The organism is Embleya sp. NPDC008237, assembly GCF_042956465.1.
Classification (GTDB): Bacteria; Actinomycetota; Actinomycetes; order Streptomycetales; family Streptomycetaceae; genus Embleya.
The window spans coordinates 114,335-133,435 of the sequence record NZ_JBIBGL010000003.1; the positions used below are offsets into that span (position 1 = coordinate 114,335).

16 protein-coding genes are annotated in these 19,101 nt (G+C 70.6%); 1 reads left to right on the forward strand and 15 read right to left on the reverse strand.

Annotation, left to right across the window (positions count from 1 at the left end):
- Window positions 1–181: 181 nt before the first annotated feature.
- Entirely contained in the window at window positions 182–1,543 is a 1,362-nt protein-coding gene (locus ACFZBU_RS07475; RefSeq protein WP_391582544.1) for a hypothetical protein, read from the forward strand.
- A 167-nt stretch (window positions 1,544–1,710) separates the two neighbouring features.
- Here ACFZBU_RS07475 and ACFZBU_RS07480 read toward each other — a convergent pair whose 3' ends face one another.
- The 15 genes from ACFZBU_RS07480 to ACFZBU_RS07550 all read right to left on the reverse strand — a co-directional run bounded on the left by ACFZBU_RS07480 (window position 1,711) and on the right by ACFZBU_RS07550 (window position 19,098).
- On the reverse strand, window positions 1,711–1,998 hold the full coding sequence (locus ACFZBU_RS07480; RefSeq protein WP_020553570.1) for an RNA polymerase-binding protein RbpA: 288 nt from the start codon (window positions 1,996–1,998) through the stop codon (window positions 1,711–1,713).
- A gap of 209 nt (window positions 1,999–2,207) precedes the next feature.
- On the reverse strand, window positions 2,208–2,444 hold the full coding sequence (gene secG / locus ACFZBU_RS07485; protein WP_026218871.1) for a preprotein translocase subunit SecG: 237 nt from the start codon (window positions 2,442–2,444) through the stop codon (window positions 2,208–2,210).
- 126 nt (window positions 2,445–2,570) lie between these two features.
- The gene (locus tag ACFZBU_RS07490; protein ID WP_391582545.1) at window positions 2,571–2,918 is read right to left on the reverse strand and encodes a hypothetical protein; all 348 of its coding nucleotides are present in this window, start codon (window positions 2,916–2,918) and stop codon (window positions 2,571–2,573) included.
- Entirely contained in the window at window positions 2,915–4,579 is a 1,665-nt protein-coding gene (locus ACFZBU_RS07495; protein WP_391582546.1) for a hypothetical protein, read from the reverse strand. Before ACFZBU_RS07495 ends, ACFZBU_RS07490 begins: the two co-directional genes overlap by 4 nt.
- Before the next feature lie 265 nt (window positions 4,580–4,844).
- On the reverse strand, window positions 4,845–5,645 hold the full coding sequence (gene tpiA / locus ACFZBU_RS07500; RefSeq protein ID WP_391582547.1) for a triose-phosphate isomerase: 801 nt from the start codon (window positions 5,643–5,645) through the stop codon (window positions 4,845–4,847).
- Between the two features lie 5 nt (window positions 5,646–5,650).
- On the reverse strand, window positions 5,651–6,838 hold the full coding sequence (locus tag ACFZBU_RS07505) for a phosphoglycerate kinase (protein WP_391582548.1): 1,188 nt from the start codon (window positions 6,836–6,838) through the stop codon (window positions 5,651–5,653).
- Window positions 6,839–6,961: 123 nt separating this feature from the next.
- A complete protein-coding gene (gap, locus tag ACFZBU_RS07510) occupies window positions 6,962–7,966 on the reverse strand; it encodes a type I glyceraldehyde-3-phosphate dehydrogenase (RefSeq protein WP_020553576.1) in 1,005 nt (334 codons plus the stop codon).
- Between the two features lie 198 nt (window positions 7,967–8,164).
- A complete protein-coding gene (locus tag ACFZBU_RS07515) occupies window positions 8,165–8,710 on the reverse strand; it encodes a hypothetical protein (RefSeq protein ID WP_391582549.1) in 546 nt (181 codons plus the stop codon).
- 144 nt (window positions 8,711–8,854) lie between these two features.
- Complete coding sequence (locus tag ACFZBU_RS07520) at window positions 8,855–12,079, reverse strand: M14 family zinc carboxypeptidase (RefSeq protein WP_391582550.1); 3,225 nt, start codon at window positions 12,077–12,079, stop codon at window positions 8,855–8,857.
- A 179-nt stretch (window positions 12,080–12,258) separates the two neighbouring features.
- Entirely contained in the window at window positions 12,259–13,503 is a 1,245-nt protein-coding gene (locus ACFZBU_RS07525; RefSeq protein ID WP_391582551.1) for a GNAT family N-acetyltransferase, read from the reverse strand.
- A gap of 131 nt (window positions 13,504–13,634) precedes the next feature.
- Complete coding sequence (whiA, locus tag ACFZBU_RS07530; protein WP_020553580.1) at window positions 13,635–14,615, reverse strand: DNA-binding protein WhiA; 981 nt, start codon at window positions 14,613–14,615, stop codon at window positions 13,635–13,637.
- The gene (gene yvcK, locus ACFZBU_RS07535; RefSeq protein ID WP_391582552.1) at window positions 14,606–15,571 is read right to left on the reverse strand and encodes a uridine diphosphate-N-acetylglucosamine-binding protein YvcK; all 966 of its coding nucleotides are present in this window, start codon (window positions 15,569–15,571) and stop codon (window positions 14,606–14,608) included. Before yvcK ends, whiA begins: the two co-directional genes overlap by 10 nt.
- Window positions 15,568–16,461 carry an RNase adapter RapZ gene (gene rapZ, locus ACFZBU_RS07540; RefSeq protein WP_391582553.1) on the reverse strand — a complete coding sequence of 298 codons (894 nt, stop codon included), beginning with the start codon at window positions 16,459–16,461 and terminating at the stop codon, window positions 15,568–15,570. The genes yvcK and rapZ overlap by 4 nt, the downstream gene beginning before the upstream one ends.
- Window positions 16,462–16,485: 24 nt before the next feature.
- Window positions 16,486–18,582, reverse strand: coding sequence for an excinuclease ABC subunit UvrC (gene uvrC / locus ACFZBU_RS07545; RefSeq protein ID WP_391582554.1), 2,097 nt, complete (start codon window positions 18,580–18,582; stop codon window positions 16,486–16,488).
- Between the two features lie 39 nt (window positions 18,583–18,621).
- Entirely contained in the window at window positions 18,622–19,098 is a 477-nt protein-coding gene (locus tag ACFZBU_RS07550; RefSeq protein ID WP_391582555.1) for a Rieske (2Fe-2S) protein, read from the reverse strand.
- Window positions 19,099–19,101 lie beyond the last annotated feature (3 nt).

A 19,101-nucleotide genomic window follows, 5' to 3' on the forward strand; every position in this document is an offset into this window, starting at 1 on the left:
GCGTAAGGTGAAGGCAACCCCAAGATCTGCGCCGGTTCGGGCAAAATCGCGCTCGGTGGATATCCCCTCACCGAACGGACCCGCCGGCCGTGGCCGGATCCGTACCCGTTCGGCCCCGTCGGCGGCCCGCGCGCGATAGCGTCACGCGGAGGTCTTCGGGACCAGAGGCGAGGTGGAACCCGTGCGGTTCGGATGGCTGCGGCGCCATGAGCGTCACCTGGAGGAATACCGGCACCGGCGCGAGCAGGAATCGCCGTGTCCGGGCCGAGCCACGCCCGAACCCCCGCCCGCCGCGCCGTCCTTCGCCGAATTCGCGCGCCGGGACGGACACAATCCGGCCGAACCGGAATCGAATCCGCCGGGAAGCGCCGGCCCACCGGCCGAGTCCGACGACGCCGAGGCCACCCGGGCGCGGATGCTCACCGAGAAGGCACAACAACTGACTCGGGCCGGCCGGCACGCGGATGCGGCGGCGCCCGCCCGCGCCGCGGTCCGGATGCTGGGCGCGCTGGCCGCGAAGGACCATCGTCGGCACGGACCCGCGCTGGTCGGCGGGTTGCGCGCGTTCGCGGCCGTGCTGGCGGCGGACGGCCGGGCCGAGGACGCGGTCAAGGTCGCCGCGAGCGCCGCCGAACACGCACGCAGGCTGGCCGCGCTCGACCATCGCGCGCACCGCCCGCTGCTCGCCGTGGCGCTGCGCGAACTCGGCGCCCGGCTCGGCGACCACGGCGACGAGTCGGCCGCGCTGGGCGCGCTGCGCGAGTCGGTACAGGTGTTTCGTACGCTCGCCGCCCAGGCCCCCGAGCGACATCGCGCCGAACTCGCCCTGTCCCTGGACGAACTCGCCGGCCGGCTGGCCGCCACCGGAGCCGGCGACGCCGCCCTCGCCGCCTTCACCGAGGCCGAGCGCCTGCTCGGGATCGGCCCGCCGCAGGCCCATCAGGCCGCCGTACTGCTTCGACACGCGACCCTGCTCGCCCGCCTGGGCCGAGGCCCCGAGGCGATCGCCCTGGCCGGCGAGGCGGTCGAGGTCCGCCGCGGCTACGCGAGCGCGGAACACGCGCCCGCCGGCCGTCGTGAGGACGAACTCGCCGCGTCGCTGCAGAGCCTGGGCCTGCTGCACAGCGCCGGCGGTGCGCACGACGAGGCGGTGGACGCGCTGGAGGAGGCGGTCCGCCTGCGGGCGAGACGGGTGCGGGCCGACCCGGTGTTGGCCCGTCGTCCCGAAGTCCCGGTCACCTACGCGCTGTACGGCATCGTCCTGGTCGCCGCGGGCCGTCCCGCCGACGCGGTCCCGCCCCTGGCCGCGGCGCTGGGCGTGGGCACCGCGCTGAACCTGGACCGGGTCTCCGACCTGGCCGGGGACACCCTGGTCCGGGCGCATCGCGCCGACCCGGACGCGGTCCGCAGCCGCTGGATCGCGGCCACCGGCGAGGAGCTGCCCGCCTGGATCGAACGCGGCCAACGCCCGCTCCCCCAGCAGGCCAACCGTCGACAGGTGCACCGCCCCGAACCCCAGGAGGCGCTGCCCGCCCGCGACTGACGGCGCGTGGCGGGCCCGGGGCGGCGCGTACCGGCACACGACGAAAGAGCCGCCGGAAGCGACGACACACCCGAGGGTGTGTCGAGACTCCCGACGGCTCTTCCCATCGCGGCCCACGGCCGCACGTGTGGGTCGAAACTCACAGACTCACGGACGCACTCGCGAACTCAGAGCTCGCCGCGCAGCTTCGCCAGCGCCTCGGCGAGGATCGCCTCGCCGTCGGCATCGCTGCGACGCTCACGCACGTAGGCGAGGTGCGTCTTGTAGGGCTCGGTACGCGGGGCGTCCGGCGGGTTGTGCTGGTCCTGCCCGGCGGGCAGGCCGCAACGGGGGCAGTCCCACGTCTCGGGGACCTGAGCGTCGGTCGCGAAGCTCGGCTGCGTCTCGTGCTTGTTCGCGCACCAGAAAGAAATACGGAGACGTGGGGCTGCTTCGCCGCGCTCTGCCTCCCCCATCGGGCCGGCGCCGACCCGACTCCCACGGATGGCGTTGCCACTTGCCACGGTAAAAACTCCCCTTGGTCCTTGAGGTCGCGCCCCCGTTGCGCGGCTTGGCGTCCAGTGTACGTGCGCCTCGCGCAAGGTTGAACCGAGCGGTGGGCCTTTTCCGACAGTCCGTCAGAAAGGCCACCGCGCGGGTGGAAACAGCGGCCGAACCGGCGCTGTCAGTACGTGTTCTTGAGCAGCAGACCGAGTACGACGATCGTCACGAACCAGCACACACCGACGATGATGGTCATGCGGTCGAGGTTCTTCTCGACGACGGACGAACCGCCGAGCGAGGAGGACATGCCGCCGCCGAACAGGTCGGACAGGCCGCCGCCCTTGCCCTTGTGCAGCAGCACCAACAGCACCATGAGCAGGCTGAAGACGATCAGGGCGATCGAGAAACCGGTGACCACGGCCGGGCCCAACTCCTTCTGGCGGAACGCGGGGGCCGGGGATTCCCGGCCATCGGACAGAGTACGCTGCCGCGCCCCGCAAGTGGGAGCCGTACGGCCCTTCGGCTAATCCGGCGGATCATACTATTACGGCCCACCCGGCTCGGGCCGCTCCCCCTCCGGCGCGTGCCCACGAGGCCCCTCGGCCGGTTCGTCGGCGGGCTCCGCGCCGGCCGGCTCCACGTCTCCGGTGTCCTCGACGTCCACCTCGTGGCCGCTGCCGCCGACGAGCGCACCCGTGCTGGTCAGCGGATGCCCGGGGCCCGCGCTCCGGGGCGCCCGCGCCGTTCCCGTACGACGAACGCTCACCTTGTTGTCGCCCCCCGCGACGATCGCGCCGGTATTGCTCACCGGGCCGCCGGACAGGCTGATCCCGTCGTTCCCGCGCGGCTCGCTCTCGTCCGGTTCGTCGGTGTTCGATGCGGCGGTGTTCACGTGGTACCTCCCGCTGTCGATCGTGCGCCCGATCCGGCTCCGCCGGAACCCCGCACGGACGCCTGGATGCCTCGGCCGGCGACGATCGCACCGCTGTTGTTCAGGTCGCCGGCGACGTTCTGGATGATCCCGTTGTTCAGGACCAGTTCGTTGCGTTGGCGGTACTCGGTCACGTCCACGTTCCGGCGCTGGAGGAAGTCCAGCACGAAGACGGTGAACTTGCGCTCGATCAGCTTGAGGTACTTCTCCGCGTCCGAGTTCTGGAAGAACGTGGCGTAGTTGGCCGACGCGCCCAGCTCGCGCACCGACGCCCGGGCCCCCCGGTCCACCGGGAGGTTGCGCGCCGCGCGCTCCTCCGCCGCGCGCAGATTTCCCGCCCGGCGCCACCACGACGCCCACACCCGCATCAGTCGACCGGCCGAGGAGATCATCAGGCCCGGCGCCTCCAGCAGCGAGCGGCCGAACGCACCCCACAACGTCGCCGCGTCCGCGGTGTGCAGCCACTCGTCCGCCACGTGGAACTCGGGTCGGATCGGCGGCAGCACCAGCTCGTGCAATTCGGTGTACAGCAGTCGGCCGTCCATCGTGAAGCGGATCAGCACCGACACCACCACCTCCTGCGACCACGTGCCCACCCGCACGCACAGGTAGCGCCGGGTGGCCTCGGCCGGCGGCGGCACCGGGCCCCCGCTCACCCCGCTGCTGAACTCGTGCATCTGTACGCTCAACCCGGCCAACCGGTGCCGGCCCTCCTCGGACCGGGCCAGTTCCTCGAACGACGAGCAGATCGCACCGGTGAGCTCGTCGACCGTGAACGGGGTGAACCCGTTCTTCGGCTGCTTGCCCACGCGCGGCGCGTCCAGCACGGACGGCTCGGCCCCGCGCAGCTCGACCGGGAAGGTCCAGCTCTCCACCAGTTCGCCGGCGCCCACGAACGGCAGGTAGCCGCTGTAGCGCACGCTGGACGGAATCGGGACCGTGGGCGGGAACACCGCCTCCGGGACGGCCGGCGCATGCGTCGGTCGCGGCGGCAGCACCTGCGCCAACGCACTCTGCAAACCCCCCGGCCAGGGGTCTCCGGTCCCGTCCGCCGGCGGCCCGGTCGGCACCCGGGTCCGCCCCGGTCCCAGATCCGAGACCACGGTGGCCCGCTGCTGCATGCGCTCGATCCACACCACGAAGACCACGACCGCGTAGGTCGGCAGCACGGTCACCGCCAGGGTCTCGGCTCCCGGGAAGCCGGTGTCCCCGCCCGCCACGTACAACATCAGCCCGAACAGCAGCGCCGCCACCCAGGACACCTGCGCCGCCGCCCGGGTCCGGAAGTCGCGCACGCCGCCCCCGCCGGCGACCCCGGCCCGCACCGTCAGCAGCCCGACGAAGACCACGATCGCGAGCCAGAACAACCCGGGCGCGAAGCCGAAGCCGATCAGGAACATCACCGCCGGCACCAGGAACGCGATCACGTCGCGCAGGATGCGCCGCCTTCGTGCGGCCAGCGCATGCTCCAGGACCGCCTGTTCGTTGTACCCGTAGGACGGCGCCCGATCGCGGTGCGCGTTCTCCCACAGTTCCTCGATCACCCGCGCGGCGAACCGCTCGTCGATCTCCGCGCCCGTGCACAGATACCGCGTGGCACCGGTATCCCCGGTTGTGGACATGTCTGGAAATGACACCCGGACCCCCTGGGGTCGACCGGCCGAACCACCCTGTAGGGGCGACTACCGGCCACTTGGCGATGACTTATGGTCAGTCACCCGTTACGGGAGCGGCAAGCGGAATGGAAATAGTTGCGACGGGTTTATGAGGAACGAGTGATTCCGGCCGGCACGCCGGGGCACAAGACCGGCCCGGACATGCCGAGGGCCCGGAGCGGCATCCCGCTCCGGGCCCTCGCCACACGTCCCGACCGGACGACCGCGACCGTCAGGCCTTCTTCTCGTGGTAGCGAACGATCTGCGCGAACTCCTCGGCGGCCAGGCAGGCACCGCCGACCAGTCCGCCGTCCACGTCCGGCTGCGCCATCAGCCCGGCCACGTTGCCGGCCTTCATCGAGCCGCCGTACAACACCCGCACCCGGTCCGCGAGTTCCGGCGAGTACAGCTCGGCGAGCTTGGCCCGGATCGCCGAGCACACCTCCTGCGCGTTCTCCGGCGTGGCCACCTCGCCGGTGCCGATCGCCCAGACCGGCTCGTACGCGATCACCACGGACTCGGCCTGCTCGGCCGTGATGCCCTTGAGCGCGCCCTCGACCTGCGCGAGCGTGTGGGCCACGTGCCGGCCCGCCTTGCGCACGTCCAGGCCCTCGCCGACGCACACGATCGGGACCAGGCCGCTGCGATAGGCGGCGTGCGCCTTCGCGTTCACCACGGTGTCGTCCTCGGCGTGGTACTGCCGCCGCTCGGAGTGGCCGACCAGCGCATAGGTGCAGTTCAGCTTGGCGAGCATGGACCCGGCGATCTCGCCGGTGTAGGCGCCGCCCGCGTGCTGTGAGATGTCCTGCGCGCCGTAGCTGAAGCGGAGCTTGTCCGCGTCGACCATGGTCTGCACCGAGCGCAGATCGGTGAACGGCGGCAGCACCGCGACCTCGACCCGGTCGAAGTCCTTGTCGTTCAGGGTGAACGCGAGCTTTTGCACCAGGGAGATGGCCTCGAGGTGGTTGAGGTTCATCTTCCAGTTGCCCGCCATCAGCGGGATGCGGCCGGTGCCGTTGTTGAGCGCAGACATCGGGATCAGCCCTCCAGGGCTTCGAGACCGGGCAGGGACTTGCCTTCGAGGTACTCCAGGCTCGCGCCGCCGCCGGTCGAGATGTGACCGAAGGCGTTCTCGTCGAAGCCGAGCGTGCGCACCGCCGCGGCCGAGTCGCCGCCGCCGACCACGGTGAACGCGTCGGAGTCGATCAGGCCCTGCGCCACCGCGCGGGTGCCATGGCTGTACGGCTCCATCTCGAACACACCCATCGGGCCGTTCCAGAAGACCGTTTGGGCGTCGGCGAGCTTGTCCGCGAACAGTTCGCCGGACGCCGGGCCGATGTCCAGACCGAGCCGGTCGGCCGGGATCGCGTCGGTGGAGACCACCGCGTGGTCCGCGTCGGCGGCGAACGCGGTGGCCGCGATCACGTCGACCGGCAGCACGAACTCCACGCCGCGCGCCTCGGCCCGGGCCAGGTACTCGCGGACCCGGTCGAGCTGGTCCTTCTCCAGCAGCGACTTGCCCACCTCGTGGCCCTGCGCGGCCAGGAAGGTGAACACCATGCCGCCGCCGACCAGGATCCGGTCGGCCTTGTCGAGCAGGCTGTCGATGACGCCGAGCTTGTCGGACACCTTCGACCCGCCCAGGATCACCGCGTACGGACGCTGCACGTCCTCGGTGAGCCGCTTGAGCACGTCCAGCTCGGTGGCGATCAGGCCGCCGACCGCGTGCGGCAGCCGGGCCGGCACGTCGTACACCGACGCGTGCTTGCGGTGCACCGCGCCGAAGCCGTCGCCCACGTACACCTCGGCGAGCTCGGCGAGGCGATCCGCGAACGCGCCGCGCTCGGCGTCGTCCTTGGCCGTCTCGCCCGGGTTGAAGCGCAGGTTCTCCAGCAGCGCGACCCGGCCGTCGGCGAGTCCGCCGACCGTTTCCCGGGCGCTGTCGCCGACCGTGTCGGTCGCGAACGCCACGTCGGCGCCCAGCAGTTCACCCAGCCGCGCGGCAACCGGCGCGAGCGAGAACTGCGGCTCGGGAGCGCCCTTGGGCCGGCCCAGGTGCGAGCACACGATCACCTTGGCGCCGCGGGCGACCAGGGCCTCGATGGTCGGCACGCTCGCCCGGATCCGGCCGTCGTCGGTGATGCGCCCGCCGTCGAGCGGGACGTTGAGGTCGGCGCGTACCAGGACGCGCTTACCGGATACCTCGATGTCGTCGATGGTCTTCAAGTTCGACTCGTCCTCGGATGTCGAAGAAACGGGTGGGGGTAGCCGAGAAACGGGCCCGGGTGACGGCGTGTCACCCGGGCCCGCATCGTCAAGCGTTGTCCATCGGTGCGTTGTGCCGCACCGTCAGAGCTGACCACCGATGTAGCCGACCAGGTCGACCAGACGGTTGCTGTAGCCCCACTCGTTGTCGTACCAGCCGACGACCTTGACCTGCTTGCCCTGGGCCATGGTCAGGCCCGAGTCGAAGGTGCACGAGGACGGGTCGGTGACGATGTCCGAGGAGACGATCGGGTCCTCGGTGTAGGTCAGGTAGCCCTTGAGCGAGCCCTCGGCGGCCTTCTGGAAGGCGGCGTTGACCTCGTCGCGGGTCACCTCGCGCTCCAGCTCGACGACCAGGTCGGTGACCGAGCCGGTGGGGACCGGGACGCGCATGGCGATGCCGTCCAGCTTGCCCTTGAGTTCGGGGATGACCAGCGCGGTCGCCTTGGCGGCACCCGTCGAGGTCGGGATGATGTTGGTCGCGGCGGCCCGCGCGCGGCGCAGGTCCGAGTGCGGGAAGTCCAGGATGACCTGGTCGTTCGTGTACGCGTGGACCGTGGTCATCATGCCCTTGACCAGGCCGAAGTTCTCCAGGAGAACCTTGGCCATCGGCGCGACGCAGTTGGTCGTGCAGGAGGCGTTCGAGATGATCGTGTGCGCGGCGGCGTCGTACTTCTCGTGGTTGACGCCCATCACGATCGTGACGTCCTCATTCTTGGCCGGAGCCGAGATGATGACCTTCTTGGCGCCGGCCTCGATGTGCTTCTTGGCCTTCTCGGCGTCCGTGAAGATGCCGGTGGACTCGATCACGATGTCCGCACCCAGCTCGCCCCAGGGCAGCGCGGCCGGGTCACGCTCGGCGATGACCTTGAAGGTCTTGTCGCCGACGGTGATCGCGTCGTCGGTGTAGGTGACCTCCTGGCCGATGCGGCCGAGGATGCTGTCGTACTTCAGCAGGTGGGCCAGGGTCGCGATGTTCGTGAGGTCGTTGACCCCGACGATCTCGAAGTCCGCGCCCGAGGCCAGCGCCGCGCGGAAGAAGTTGCGGCCGATACGGCCGAATCCGTTGATGCCTACCCGGATCGTCACGAACCGATCTCCTCTGTCGAACGCCGAATGCCCTGATGGTGAATGGCCGAGGAGATGGTCAGTGGAATCTGCGATATCCCCGGCCATGTCCGACCCTACCGTGACGCCCCGGGCACCTTCACGCAGGCTTGCTGCACAAGATGCCCAGGACGGGACGGATGATCGCAAAAGCGGAGCGGCGGGCGAACTCGGGCGGAGCTACTTCTCGCCGACGGACTTGGTGATGCCGAAGGCCGCGACGCCCGCGAAGACGAACACGAGGGTGTCGAAGAAGCCCACGTTGTCCTTCCAGGTGTCCCAGATCTCGCTGGTGTAGTCCGTCACGAGATCCATCGCCGAGAGGCCACTGGCGTCGGCGTTGAACAGCACGATCGCCGTGAGCTGCCCGAGCAGGACACCGAGCAGCGCGAGCGGCACCGCGATCACCGGCAGCGCCGGGTTGGCACCGCCGATTTTGCCCATCGCGAATGCGATCAGCGCCGCGATGCCGAGCCCGAAGTAGGTGCTCTGCGTGTCCAGCGCCTTGACGATCACGCCGTACACACCGCCGCCGACCAGCATCGCCACCACCCCGGCCGCGACGGCCAGACCCGGGTTGCCGACGCGGCGCGGCGGCTGCGGCGGCGGCCCGCCGAACGGCCCCGAGCCGAACGGCCCGGGCGGACCCGGCTGTTGTTGTCCCCACTGCCCGGGGCCGGGTTGGCTCGGCGGCGGCCCCCAGGGACCGGGTGCGTTGTTGCTCAAGGCGATTCCCCCCGATAAAAAAGTGGCACACGCCGGAACTCGCGTGTGCGCACAGACGTTAATGGCCCCCGACGGAGGAGTCTCCGCCGGGGGCCGTCGTTGCGCCATCGGTTTTCACCGTCGGCGCGTCACGATCGTGCGCGCCTACTTGTACAGCTCCCGCAGGATCCGGTCGACGACCACCTTGCGGTCGTCCGCGGTGGCCAGCTGCTCCAGGCCGAAGCCGAAGAGCATGGTGTCGTCGGTGGCGATCACCGACGAACCGAACGCGGCCTGGCTGCGCGTGAAGCCGACGAGCGAGCGGTCACCGGGCGGCGGGCCGGCCAGGGCCCACGGGCCCAAACCGGTCTCGAAGCCCTCGGCGTCCAGGACGCCGGCCGTGGTGGTGACCTTGGTGTCGTCCACGAACAGGCCGGTGCCACCGGTGTTCGCGTCGCTCACGTACGAGATCGAGACCTCGATCTTCTTGCCCGCGTACGCGGACAGGTCGAAGGCGACCGGCTTCCAGCCACCCGAGTTGCCGGTGAAGGAGTTCCACGCGCCGGTGGTGCCGGTGCTCAGGCACGTGGGAGTGGTCACCGTCAGGTAGTGCCGCAACTGCGTGTGGGTCCGGACGAAGTCGCCACCCTCACAGGACGTGGGCGGCTCGGTGCCGGTGCCACCGTTGAGGTCGGGCAGCGTCGTCCAGTCCTCGGCACCGACCGTGTGCGCCTCCACGATCGCGTGGTCCCAGTTGGCCTCGGTGTCGTACGAGAACTGCGCGGTCAGCTTCGCCGCATCCGCCGCCGTCACCGCGGTGAGGTCGATCGTGCGGGTCAGTCGCTTGTACGCGTTGTCCGAGTGCAGGCCGTTGATGTACCACGAACCCTCGGCCGGCGAGTACGGCCCGGACGTGTTGCCCGAGTAGGTCGCCACCGAACGGCTGTCGAACATCGGGAACCGGTCCGGCGTGAGAATCGCGCTGGTGGGCAGGAACCCGCCCGCCTCGTTCAGCGGGTTGGACGCGGTGCCCGGCAACGCCTTGTCGATGCCCTCGAACGGCGCGGCCGCGCCGACCACCCCGGTGGCGCCGTTGGTCGCCGACCGGTCGTACGCGCCCAGCCAGTACTGGGTGAAGTCGTCCGAGACGATCAGGCAGTCGCCCGCCGGGTCGGCGGTGACCTTGCAGGGCTGGTCCGGGTGGCCGTTGAGGCCGTAGTAGATGCCGCCGCCCGCCGCGCTGCGCAGGGGGCCGTAGTAGCCCGCGGTCTCACCGAGGTAGGCCAGCTTGCCGCCCTCGTTGAGGAAGTCGCGCACGTTCACGGTCAGATCCTGGACCGCGGGGGTGACCTGCGCGTCCCGCACCGGCCGGCCGCGGAAGTCGGTGACCTCCCGGGCCGCGTCCTGGGTCAGTCGGTTGTCGCCGAGGTACCAGAACACGCCCTTGAAGTGCGAGAGCACGCCGAGGTGGTGCGGTGTACCGAGCCTGTCCACGTCGTACACGGCCGCCTTGATGCCATTGGCCGCCAACGCGTCCACATACTGCTGGGCGTACTTGGGGCCGACCGTGTTCGGCGGGTAGGTCGGGTTGACACCCTTGTAGTCCTCGTTGGCCAGGACCAGCGTCTCGGTCTTCTCGGCGATGCCGCTCTCCACCGTGAAGGTGAAGCGGTCACTGGCAACCTTGCCGGTGCCGGCCTTGTCGCCGGTGAACCACACCTCGATCCGGTCACCGGTGCGCACGTTCTTGATGTCGCCCCGGTATTCGGCGTAGTAGGCCGAGCCCTGCTCGCCGTACCGCTCGCCGCCCTTCCACTCCTTGACGCCCGCGGTCTTGGCCGGGCCACCGTTGACGCGGTAGTTGAGTTTGCGGTTGGTCAGCGAGCGCTTGGCGATCACCGCGACGGTCTGATCGTCGTGGTCCTCGGCATAGGAGTGCTCGAACCGGTCGGCCACCAGGTCGGGGGCCTTGCGACCGACCGAGGAGACCGGATCGTCCGGGTCCTTGGCCGACTTGGCCACCGACAGCGCGAACGCCCGGTTCTTGGCGTACTCCATCCCGACCAACGTCTCGTCGTTCGGGAATTCGAAGATGCTGCCGCAGTTGTCCTCCGTGTACGGGTCGTCCGGCAGGTAGCCGGCGGCCGTCACGCACGTGGACATCTCCGGGGTGAACGACAACGTCTTGTACGCCTCGTTCATCTGTCCGTCGGTGTCACCGTTGGTCACGTACAGCTCGGCGGACAGGTCCGGGTCGTAGTCCGGGACCGCCGGGTGCGCGTCGTCGCCCGCGAGCGCGATCATGATCTGGTCGTCGGGGCTGGGCGTGGCCACCTGCGAGCCGACGCCGTACAGGATCAGCTGCGCGGCGGAGTGGTAGTTGACCACGAACTCCGCCTTGATGTGCTTGGCGAAGCCCTCGATCGCCCGGGTCTCCGGCTCGGAGGAGGGCGCGGGCCCCCGGTAGGTCTCGTTCAGCGGGTCGGGCGAGGAACCCTCGTTGTCGTAACCCCACTTGTAGTCGAAGTTGCGGTTGAGGTCGACACCGTCGCCGGCGGTGATCACACCGTCGCCGTTGTTGTCGCGCAGGTTCTTGCGCCACAACCGCTGGTCCGTCTCGAAGGTCCAGTCGTAGCCGTCGGGGTTGGCCGAGACCACGAACCACAGCTCGTTGTCCGAGACCAGCTTGGTGGCCTCGTCGTCCTTGCCGTAGCCCTCCACGTAGTGGTGCACGAGCCGGCGGGTCATCTCCGGCGTGATCCACTCACGGGCGTGCTGGTTGGACATGTACAACACGCCGGGCTTGGAGCCGTCGGCACTGGTGCGGACGTTCTTGGTCACCTTGACCGCGAGAATGTCCTGACCGAGCACGGTCTTGCCGATGCTGACGGTCTTGGCGATGTCGGGGTGGTCCTTGGCGAGCTGGACCAGCTCCGCGCCGAGGCCGTTGGGGCCGCTGTACTTGCGGAAGACGCCCGCGTCGGCCGCGGCCGATCGCTTCTGCGCCCGGGACTTGGCCTCCACGGAGATGCCGGCGGCACGCAGCTTGGCGGCCTGGGCATCGCTCAGGATCACCTCCAGCCGGGCCTTGCCGTCGGCGGACTTGGTGGTCCGGGTCTCGTGCCGGTCCACGCCCAGGTCGAAGATCTGCTTCACCTGTGCCGCGTCGGCTGTGATCGTGTAGGACTGCGGACCTGCTTCGCCCGCCGGAGGAAGTTTCGCTTCCGGCGGTGCGCTGGTCACTTCGGGGTACGAGACCGGATTGTCGGCGGGTGCCGCGGTGCTCGCCGGCGCTGCGGTCAACAGACCGAGCGCCAGTGAGAGCGCCGCGATCCCCGTGGTGCCGATCCGGACTCGTGTGGTGGTGCCCCTGGAACGATGACGCCTCATCGACCCCCCAGTCGTGGGTTCGGCGTGCATAGGGACGGCGCAAAACCACGACCTCAAGGTACGGAACGTGACTCCTGCGCCCGGGTGTTGCGCATGCTACGGCAACTACCGTGTGGTACACGAGACCTGACGCACGGTCATATTCGGTCAACGCTACGCGCAGAGATTCCGCATTGTGATCAGAACCAGTCGGGACACCACGGTTCGCGCGGCGTCCGCAGCAGCGCCTCGGCCCGCTCCGCCGCACCGGGTGTGCGCTCGGAGATCCGGCCGGTCACCGCGAGCCGCACCGGCGAGCCCGCACCCAGGTACAGCGCCCCCAGCGTCGAGGCGTCCAGGACCAGATCCGCGGGGTCACCGGTCGGCACACACCGCGCCTGCTCGGCCGCGCCGTCGATCGCGAACCGTCCCGCCGCATAACCCAGATCGTCGTGCACCTCGACCACGATCCGATCGCGCGCGCCGTAGGTGCGTGCCGAGAACGCGGCGGGCGCGTCCAGGATCCGTGCCCACACGAAGTCCCGACGCGACTGCGTGGTGATCGCCCGCGGATCCTGCACGAGCAGCGGCAACAACTCGTCGGGACTGCGGTCGGCACCCTCGACCCGGTTGACGTAGTCGACGTTCGCGCAGAACCGCCACAGCGCGATCTCGGCCGCCGGGGTGAGCGCGATGAGCGAGTCCACGGTCAGCGTGACCTTGGGCACGAACTCGTCCCAGTGGTCGTCGGTGCGATAGCCGACCAGGCCGGCGACCTTGCCGGACGGATCGCGGTACACCGCGTGGAAGCGCGGCGGGGTCGGGCTCATCGGCGAGGGCTCCAGCCCGGTGTACATCTGCCACCACATCGCGGTGCGCTCGATCGCCCCGGCCCGCTGTCGACGGAACTCCTCGTGCAGCGGCGGCCCGACCTCGGCCACCTCCTCGGGGGTGGCCAGCTCGATCCGGGCCCCGGCCTCGACCGGCGCGTCCGGCGCGAAGTCGGTGCGCAGCGTGTCCAGGGTGAACTTCTGGTACTCGGTGGCCACGCCGAAGCCGAACCGACCGTAGATCCGGTACTCGGCGGCGATCAGGATGGCCACCGACTCGCCGCGCGCGGCGGCGTCCGCCAGATCCAGGCCCATCATCTTCGTGAGCAGGCCCTGCCGGCGGTGCGTCGGCGAGACGGTGACGTTGGTGATCGCCGACGCCGGGACTATCGCCCCGCCGGGCACGGTCAGACCGGTGGCGAAGCTGCGGAAGGTGCCGACGCAGCGACCGCCGTCGAAGGCTCCGCGGGTCCGGGCGAAGTCGGCCCGTTCGCGCCAGTGCTCGATCCGCTTCTCCCGGTTCTCCTTGGTGTCGTCCGGCACCCGGAGAAAACCGATGCCGACGGCGGCGGTCCAGGGGATGATGTCTTCTTCGCCGATCGTGCGGATTTCCACTGCGGTGGTTCCTTCCTCGCATGCGCGGCCTTCTCCCGACAACGGACGAAGGCGCCGACCCGGAGACCCTATGTCTCACGGTTCGACGCCTTCGAATTGTTTTCGCCGGCGCACGCCGGCCCCTGGGCCGGTCAGGACACGAGTATGTCCACCGACAGGCCGGCATCGGTGCCGGGCATGCCCAGTTCGCCCGCGCGCTTGTCGGCCATCGCCAGCAGCCGGCGGATCCGACCCGCGACCGCGTCCTTGGTCAGCGGCGGCTCGGCCAGCCCGCCCAATTCCTCCAGGGACGCCTGCTTGTGGTCGAGCCGCAGCTTGCCGGCCGCGGCCAGGTGCTCCGGGACCTCCTCGCCGAGGATCTCCAGGGCCCGCTGCACCCGCGCGCCCGCCGCCACGGCCGCGCGGGCCGAGCGGCGCAGGTTCGCGTCGTCGAAGTTGGCCAGCCGGTTCGCGGTCGCCCGCACCTCGCGGCGCATCCGCCGCTCCTCCCAGGCCAGCACGCTCTCGTGCGCACCGAGCCGGGTGAGCAGCGCGCCGATCGCGTCGCCGTCGCGGACCACCACCCGGTCCACGCCGCGCACCTCGCGCGACTTGGCCGCCAGACCGAGCCGACGGGCCGCGCCGACCAGCGCGAGGGCCGCCTCCGAACCGGGGCAGGTCACCTCCAGGGCCGAGGAGCGGCCGGGCTCGGTGAGCGAGCCGTGCGCCAGGAACGCGCCGCGCCAGGCGGCCTCCGCGTCACACGTCGCACCGGAGACGACCTGCGGCGGCAGGCCCCGCACCGGACGCCCGCGGGCATCCAGCAACCCGGTCTGCCTGGCCAGCTGGTCGCCGCCGACCGCGACCCGCACCACGTACCGACTGCCGCGCCGCAGGCCGCCGGGGGCCACCACGACCAGGTCCGAGCTGTGCCCGTAGACCTCCAGGATGTCCTTGCGCAGGCGGCGCGCGGCCATCGCCGTGTCCAACTCCGCCTCGATGACGATTCGCCCGCCCACGATGTGCAGTCCGCCCGCGAAGCGCAAGAGCGCGGAGACCTCCGCCTTGCGACAGCACGACCGGGTGACCGGGAGGCGGCTGAGCTCGTCCTTCACTGCTGCCGTCATCGCCATGGAGCGATCCTTTCACGATCGACGAAGATCCGGCCGTAGGCTGCGGCCAACCGTTCGGGGTCGTGTCGCGCGGTGCCGTCGACCGCCGAAACGGGGGCCAGGTGGACGTGTCCACCGAGCGCCGCCGTGGCCCGTTCCAGGCCCGGTACGTCCTCCACACGGTCGCGGTCGCCGAGGACGATGTCAAAGGTCAGTCCGGGAGCGTGGGCGGCCAGCACCTCCAGGTGCTGCTGCGGCGAGAAACCCGCCGTCTCGCCCGGCTGCGGGGCCAGATTCAGCGCGAGCAGCCGCCTGGCCTTGGTCTCCACCAGGGCCGTCGCCAACTCGGGAACGAGCAGGTGGGGCAGCACCGAGGTGAACCACGAACCGGGCCCGACAACCACCCAATCGGCGTCACGAACCGCCGCGACCGCCTCCGGCACGGCGGGCGGATCACTGGGCAGCAGCCGGATTCCGCGCACGTCGCCCGGCGTCACCGCGACCTGCGCCTGCCCGCGCACGACGGACATCTCGTTCGGCCGGGCCGGGTCGTGCCCGGCCACGTCCGCCTCGATGTCCAACGGGACCGCCGACATCGGCAGCACCCGCCCGTGCGCGCCGAGGAGGCGACCCATCCAGTCCAGGGCCGCGATCGGATCGTCCATCAGTTCCCACAGGCCGACCAGGAGCAGGTTGCCGACCGCGTGCCCGTTCAGCTCGCCCTCACGGCGGAACCGGTGCTGGATGACCCGGCTCCAGGTCACCCCCCACTCGTCGTCGCCGCACAGCGCGGCCAGCGCCATCCGCAGATCGCCGGGCGGCAGCACGCCCAGGTCCTTGCGCAACCGCCCGCTGGAGCCGCCGTCGTCGGCGACCGTGACGATCGCCGTCAGTTCGTCGGTGAGCCTGCGCAGTGCCGCCAGCGAAGCCGAGAGCCCGTGTCCGCCGCCCAAGGCGACCACCTTGGGGCCGCTCATTCCCTGCCCATGTCGCGGTGCACGAGCACGGTGTCCAGGCCGTCCTCGGTGAGCCGGCGGGCCAGTCGTTCGGCCATCGCCACACTGCGGTGCTTGCCACCGGTACAGCCCACCGCGAGCGTCACATAGCGCTTGCCCTCGCGACGGTAGCCCTCGGTGACGATGTGCAGCAGCTCGGCGTACCGGTCCAGGAACTCCTTGGCGCCGGGCTGGTCGAACACGTACCGGCTGACCGCCTCGTCCATGCCGGTGTGCGGGCGCAGCTCCGGGATCCAGTGCGGGTTGGGCAGGAAGCGGCAGTCGACGACCAGGTCGGCGTCCACCGGCAGGCCGTACTTGAAGCCGAAGGACATCACCGTGGCGCGCAGCTGCGGCTCGCCGGAACCGGCGAACCGGTCGTCCATCCGCGCACGCAGCTGGTGCACGTTGATGTCGGACGTGTCGATCACCAGGTCGGCCTCGCCGCGCAGCTCGCGCAGCAGTTCGCGCTCGCGGGCGATGCCGTCCGGGATGCGCCCGTCGCCCTGGAGCGGGTGCGGCCGGCGCACGCCCTCGAAGCGCCGCACCAGGACGTCGTCGGCGGCCTCCAGGAAGACGATCCGACGCACCACGCCGGCCGCGTCCAGCTCGCTCAGCGCCGAGCGCAGGTCGTCGAAGAAAGTCCGGCCGCGCACGTCGACGACGACCGCTATCCGCGCGACCGCGCCCTGGGTCCGCGCGCCGAGGTCGACCATCGCCGGGATCAGCGACGGCGGCAGATTGTCCACCACGAACCAGCCGAGGTCCTCCATGCCCTTGGCGGCGGTGCTGCGACCGGCGCCGGACATGCCGGAGATGATCACCAACTCCGGGGTGCCCTCGACCGCCGTACTCGTGACCTCGGTACTCATGCGTCCCCCCGGTGCGTACCGCACCTACGGCTGGGCGAGTTCAACGCTTCCTCCTGCTGGTTCCTGCCTCGGGGGTACAACCGGGACCGCCTCGTCGGCATCGACGGCCTCGTCGACTACAACGTCGGCGTCGTCTTCAATGATCTCGCCCGTCGCGGTGTTCACCGCCGGTGCCGAGGGCGCCCGCGTGGCGAGCGCCGCCACGATCGCCGCCGCGGTGGCGCGGCCGATGCCGGGCACCTCGGTGATCTGCTCGATGCCGGCCGCGCGCAGTCGCTTGAGCGAGCCGAAGTGGGCGAGCACCGCCTTGCGGCGGGTCGCGCCCAGCCCCGGAACGTCGTCGAGCGCACTGGCCGTCATCGCCTTGGACCGCTTGGACCGGTGGTAGGTGATCGCGAAGCGGTGCGCCTCGTCCCGGATCCGCTGGAGCATCAGCAGCGCCTCGCCGCTGCTGCGCGGGAGCACGACCGGGTCGTCCTCACCGGGCACCCACACCTCTTCGAGCCGCTTGGCCAGCCCGCACACGGTGACGTCGACCACGCCGGCCTCCTCCAGGGCCCGCACGGCGGCGGCGACCTGGGGTTGCCCGCCGTCGACCACGATCAGCTGCGGCGGATAGGCAAAGCGCTTGGGCCGGCCGGTCTCCGGGTCGATCGGGCCGGTGTTCTCCGCGCCGTCCGCGTCCTCGGCACCGGCCACCGCCGCGTCGGCGGCCGCGTCGCGCGCGAGATCGGACTTGTAGCGCCTGAACCGCCGGGTCAGCACCTCGTGCATCGCCCTCGGGTCGTCCTGGCCCTCGAAGGTCTTGATCGCGAACCGCCGGTACTCGCTCTTGCGCGGCAGCCCGTCCTCGAAGACCACCATCGAGGCGACCACCTCGGTGCCCTGCAGATGCGAGATGTCGAAGCACTCGATGCGCAGCGGCGCGGTGTCCATGTCCAGCGCCTCGGCCAGTTGCTGGAGCGCGAGCGAGCGGGCGGTCAGGTCGCCGGCCCGGCGCAGCTTGTGCAGGTTCAGCGCCTGTGCGGCGTTGCGTTGCACGGTCTCCTGGAGCGACTTCTTGTCGCCGCGCTGCGGCACCCGCAGTTCCACCCTGGCGCCGCGCAGCTCGCACAGCCACTGGCCGAGCGCCGCGGTGTCCGCCGGCAGCGCGGGCACGAGCACCTCGCGCGGCACGGCCTCGCCGCGCTGCTCGCCGTAGAGCTGCTGGAGGAAGTGTTCGACCAGGTCGGCGGTGTCCACGTCCTCGACCCGCTCGGTGACCCAGCCGCGCTGTCCGCGCACCCGGCCGCCGCGCACGTGGAAGATCTGGACCGCGACCTCCAGTTCGTCCTCGGCCAGCGCGATCACGTCCGCGTCGGTGCCGTCGCCGAAGACGATCGCGTTCTTCTCCAGGGCCCGGGTCAGCGCCGTTATGTCGTCCCGCAGCCGGGCCGCCTTCTCGTACTCCATCGCCTGCGCGGCCTGCTTCATCTCCCGCTCGACGCGCTTGATGTAGGGCCCGGTGCGGCCGGCCATGAACTCGCAGAAGTCCTCGGCGAGCGCGCGGTGGTCCTCGGCGGAGATCTTCCCGGTGCACGGCGCCGCGCATTTGCCGATGTAGCCGAGCAGACACGGGCGGCCGACCTGGCGGGCGTTCTTGAACACGCCGGCCGAACACGTGCGCACCGGGAACACCCGCAGCAGCAGGTCGAGCGTCTCGCGGATGGCCCACGCGTGCCCGTACGGCCCGAAGTAGCGCACACCCTTGCGGTGCGGGCCGCGCATCACCTGGGCACGCGGGAATTCCTCGTCGAGCGTCACCGCGAGCGAGGGATAGCTCTTGTCGTCGCGGTATTTGACGTTGAAGCGCGGGTCGAACTCCTTGATCCAGGAGTACTCCAGCTGGAGCGCCTCGACCTCGGTGCCGACCACGGTCCAGTCCACCGCCGCGGCGGTGGTGACCATGGTCTGGGTGCGCGGGTGCAGGTGGGCCAGGTCCTGGAAGTAGGACGAGAGCCGGGCGCGCAGGTTCTTCGCCTTGCCGACGTAGACGACGCGCCCGTGCTCGTCGCTGAACCGGTACACACCGGGCGACGTCGGGATCTGGCCGGGCGCGGGCCGGTACGACGACGGGTCCATTTCTCCACCCTATGTGCTGGCTCCAACAGATTTTTGCGGTCAACCCACGACGATCTCGCCGTTCGCGACCGTGACCGGCAGCGGCGTCAGGCCGCGCTTCGCGGGTCGGCGTACGACGGAGCCGTCGTTCATCGAGAACTGACTGCCGTGGCACTGGCACTGGATGACACCCTGGTCGACCTTGGTGACCAGACACCCCTGGTGCGGACAACGGGCGTCGAACGCCTTGTAATCGTCCTTGGCGGGCTGGGTCACCACGATCGAGGTGTCGGTGTAGACCTTGCCCTTGCCGACCTTCACATCCTCGGAGCGACCCACCGTGACCGGTCCGTCGAGCAGCTTCTTCTCGTGCGGCGACGCGGGCTGGTTCTCCGTGGTGCACGCGCTCAGGCCGAGTCCGGCGGCGCCGACCGCGCCGACCACCGCGGCCCCGCGCAGCAGGGTGCGCCGGTCCGGTCCGTGCTCGGCGACGCCTTCGCGCGCGGTCTCGGGCCGGGGCTGCTGCTGCGGGGTCATGCG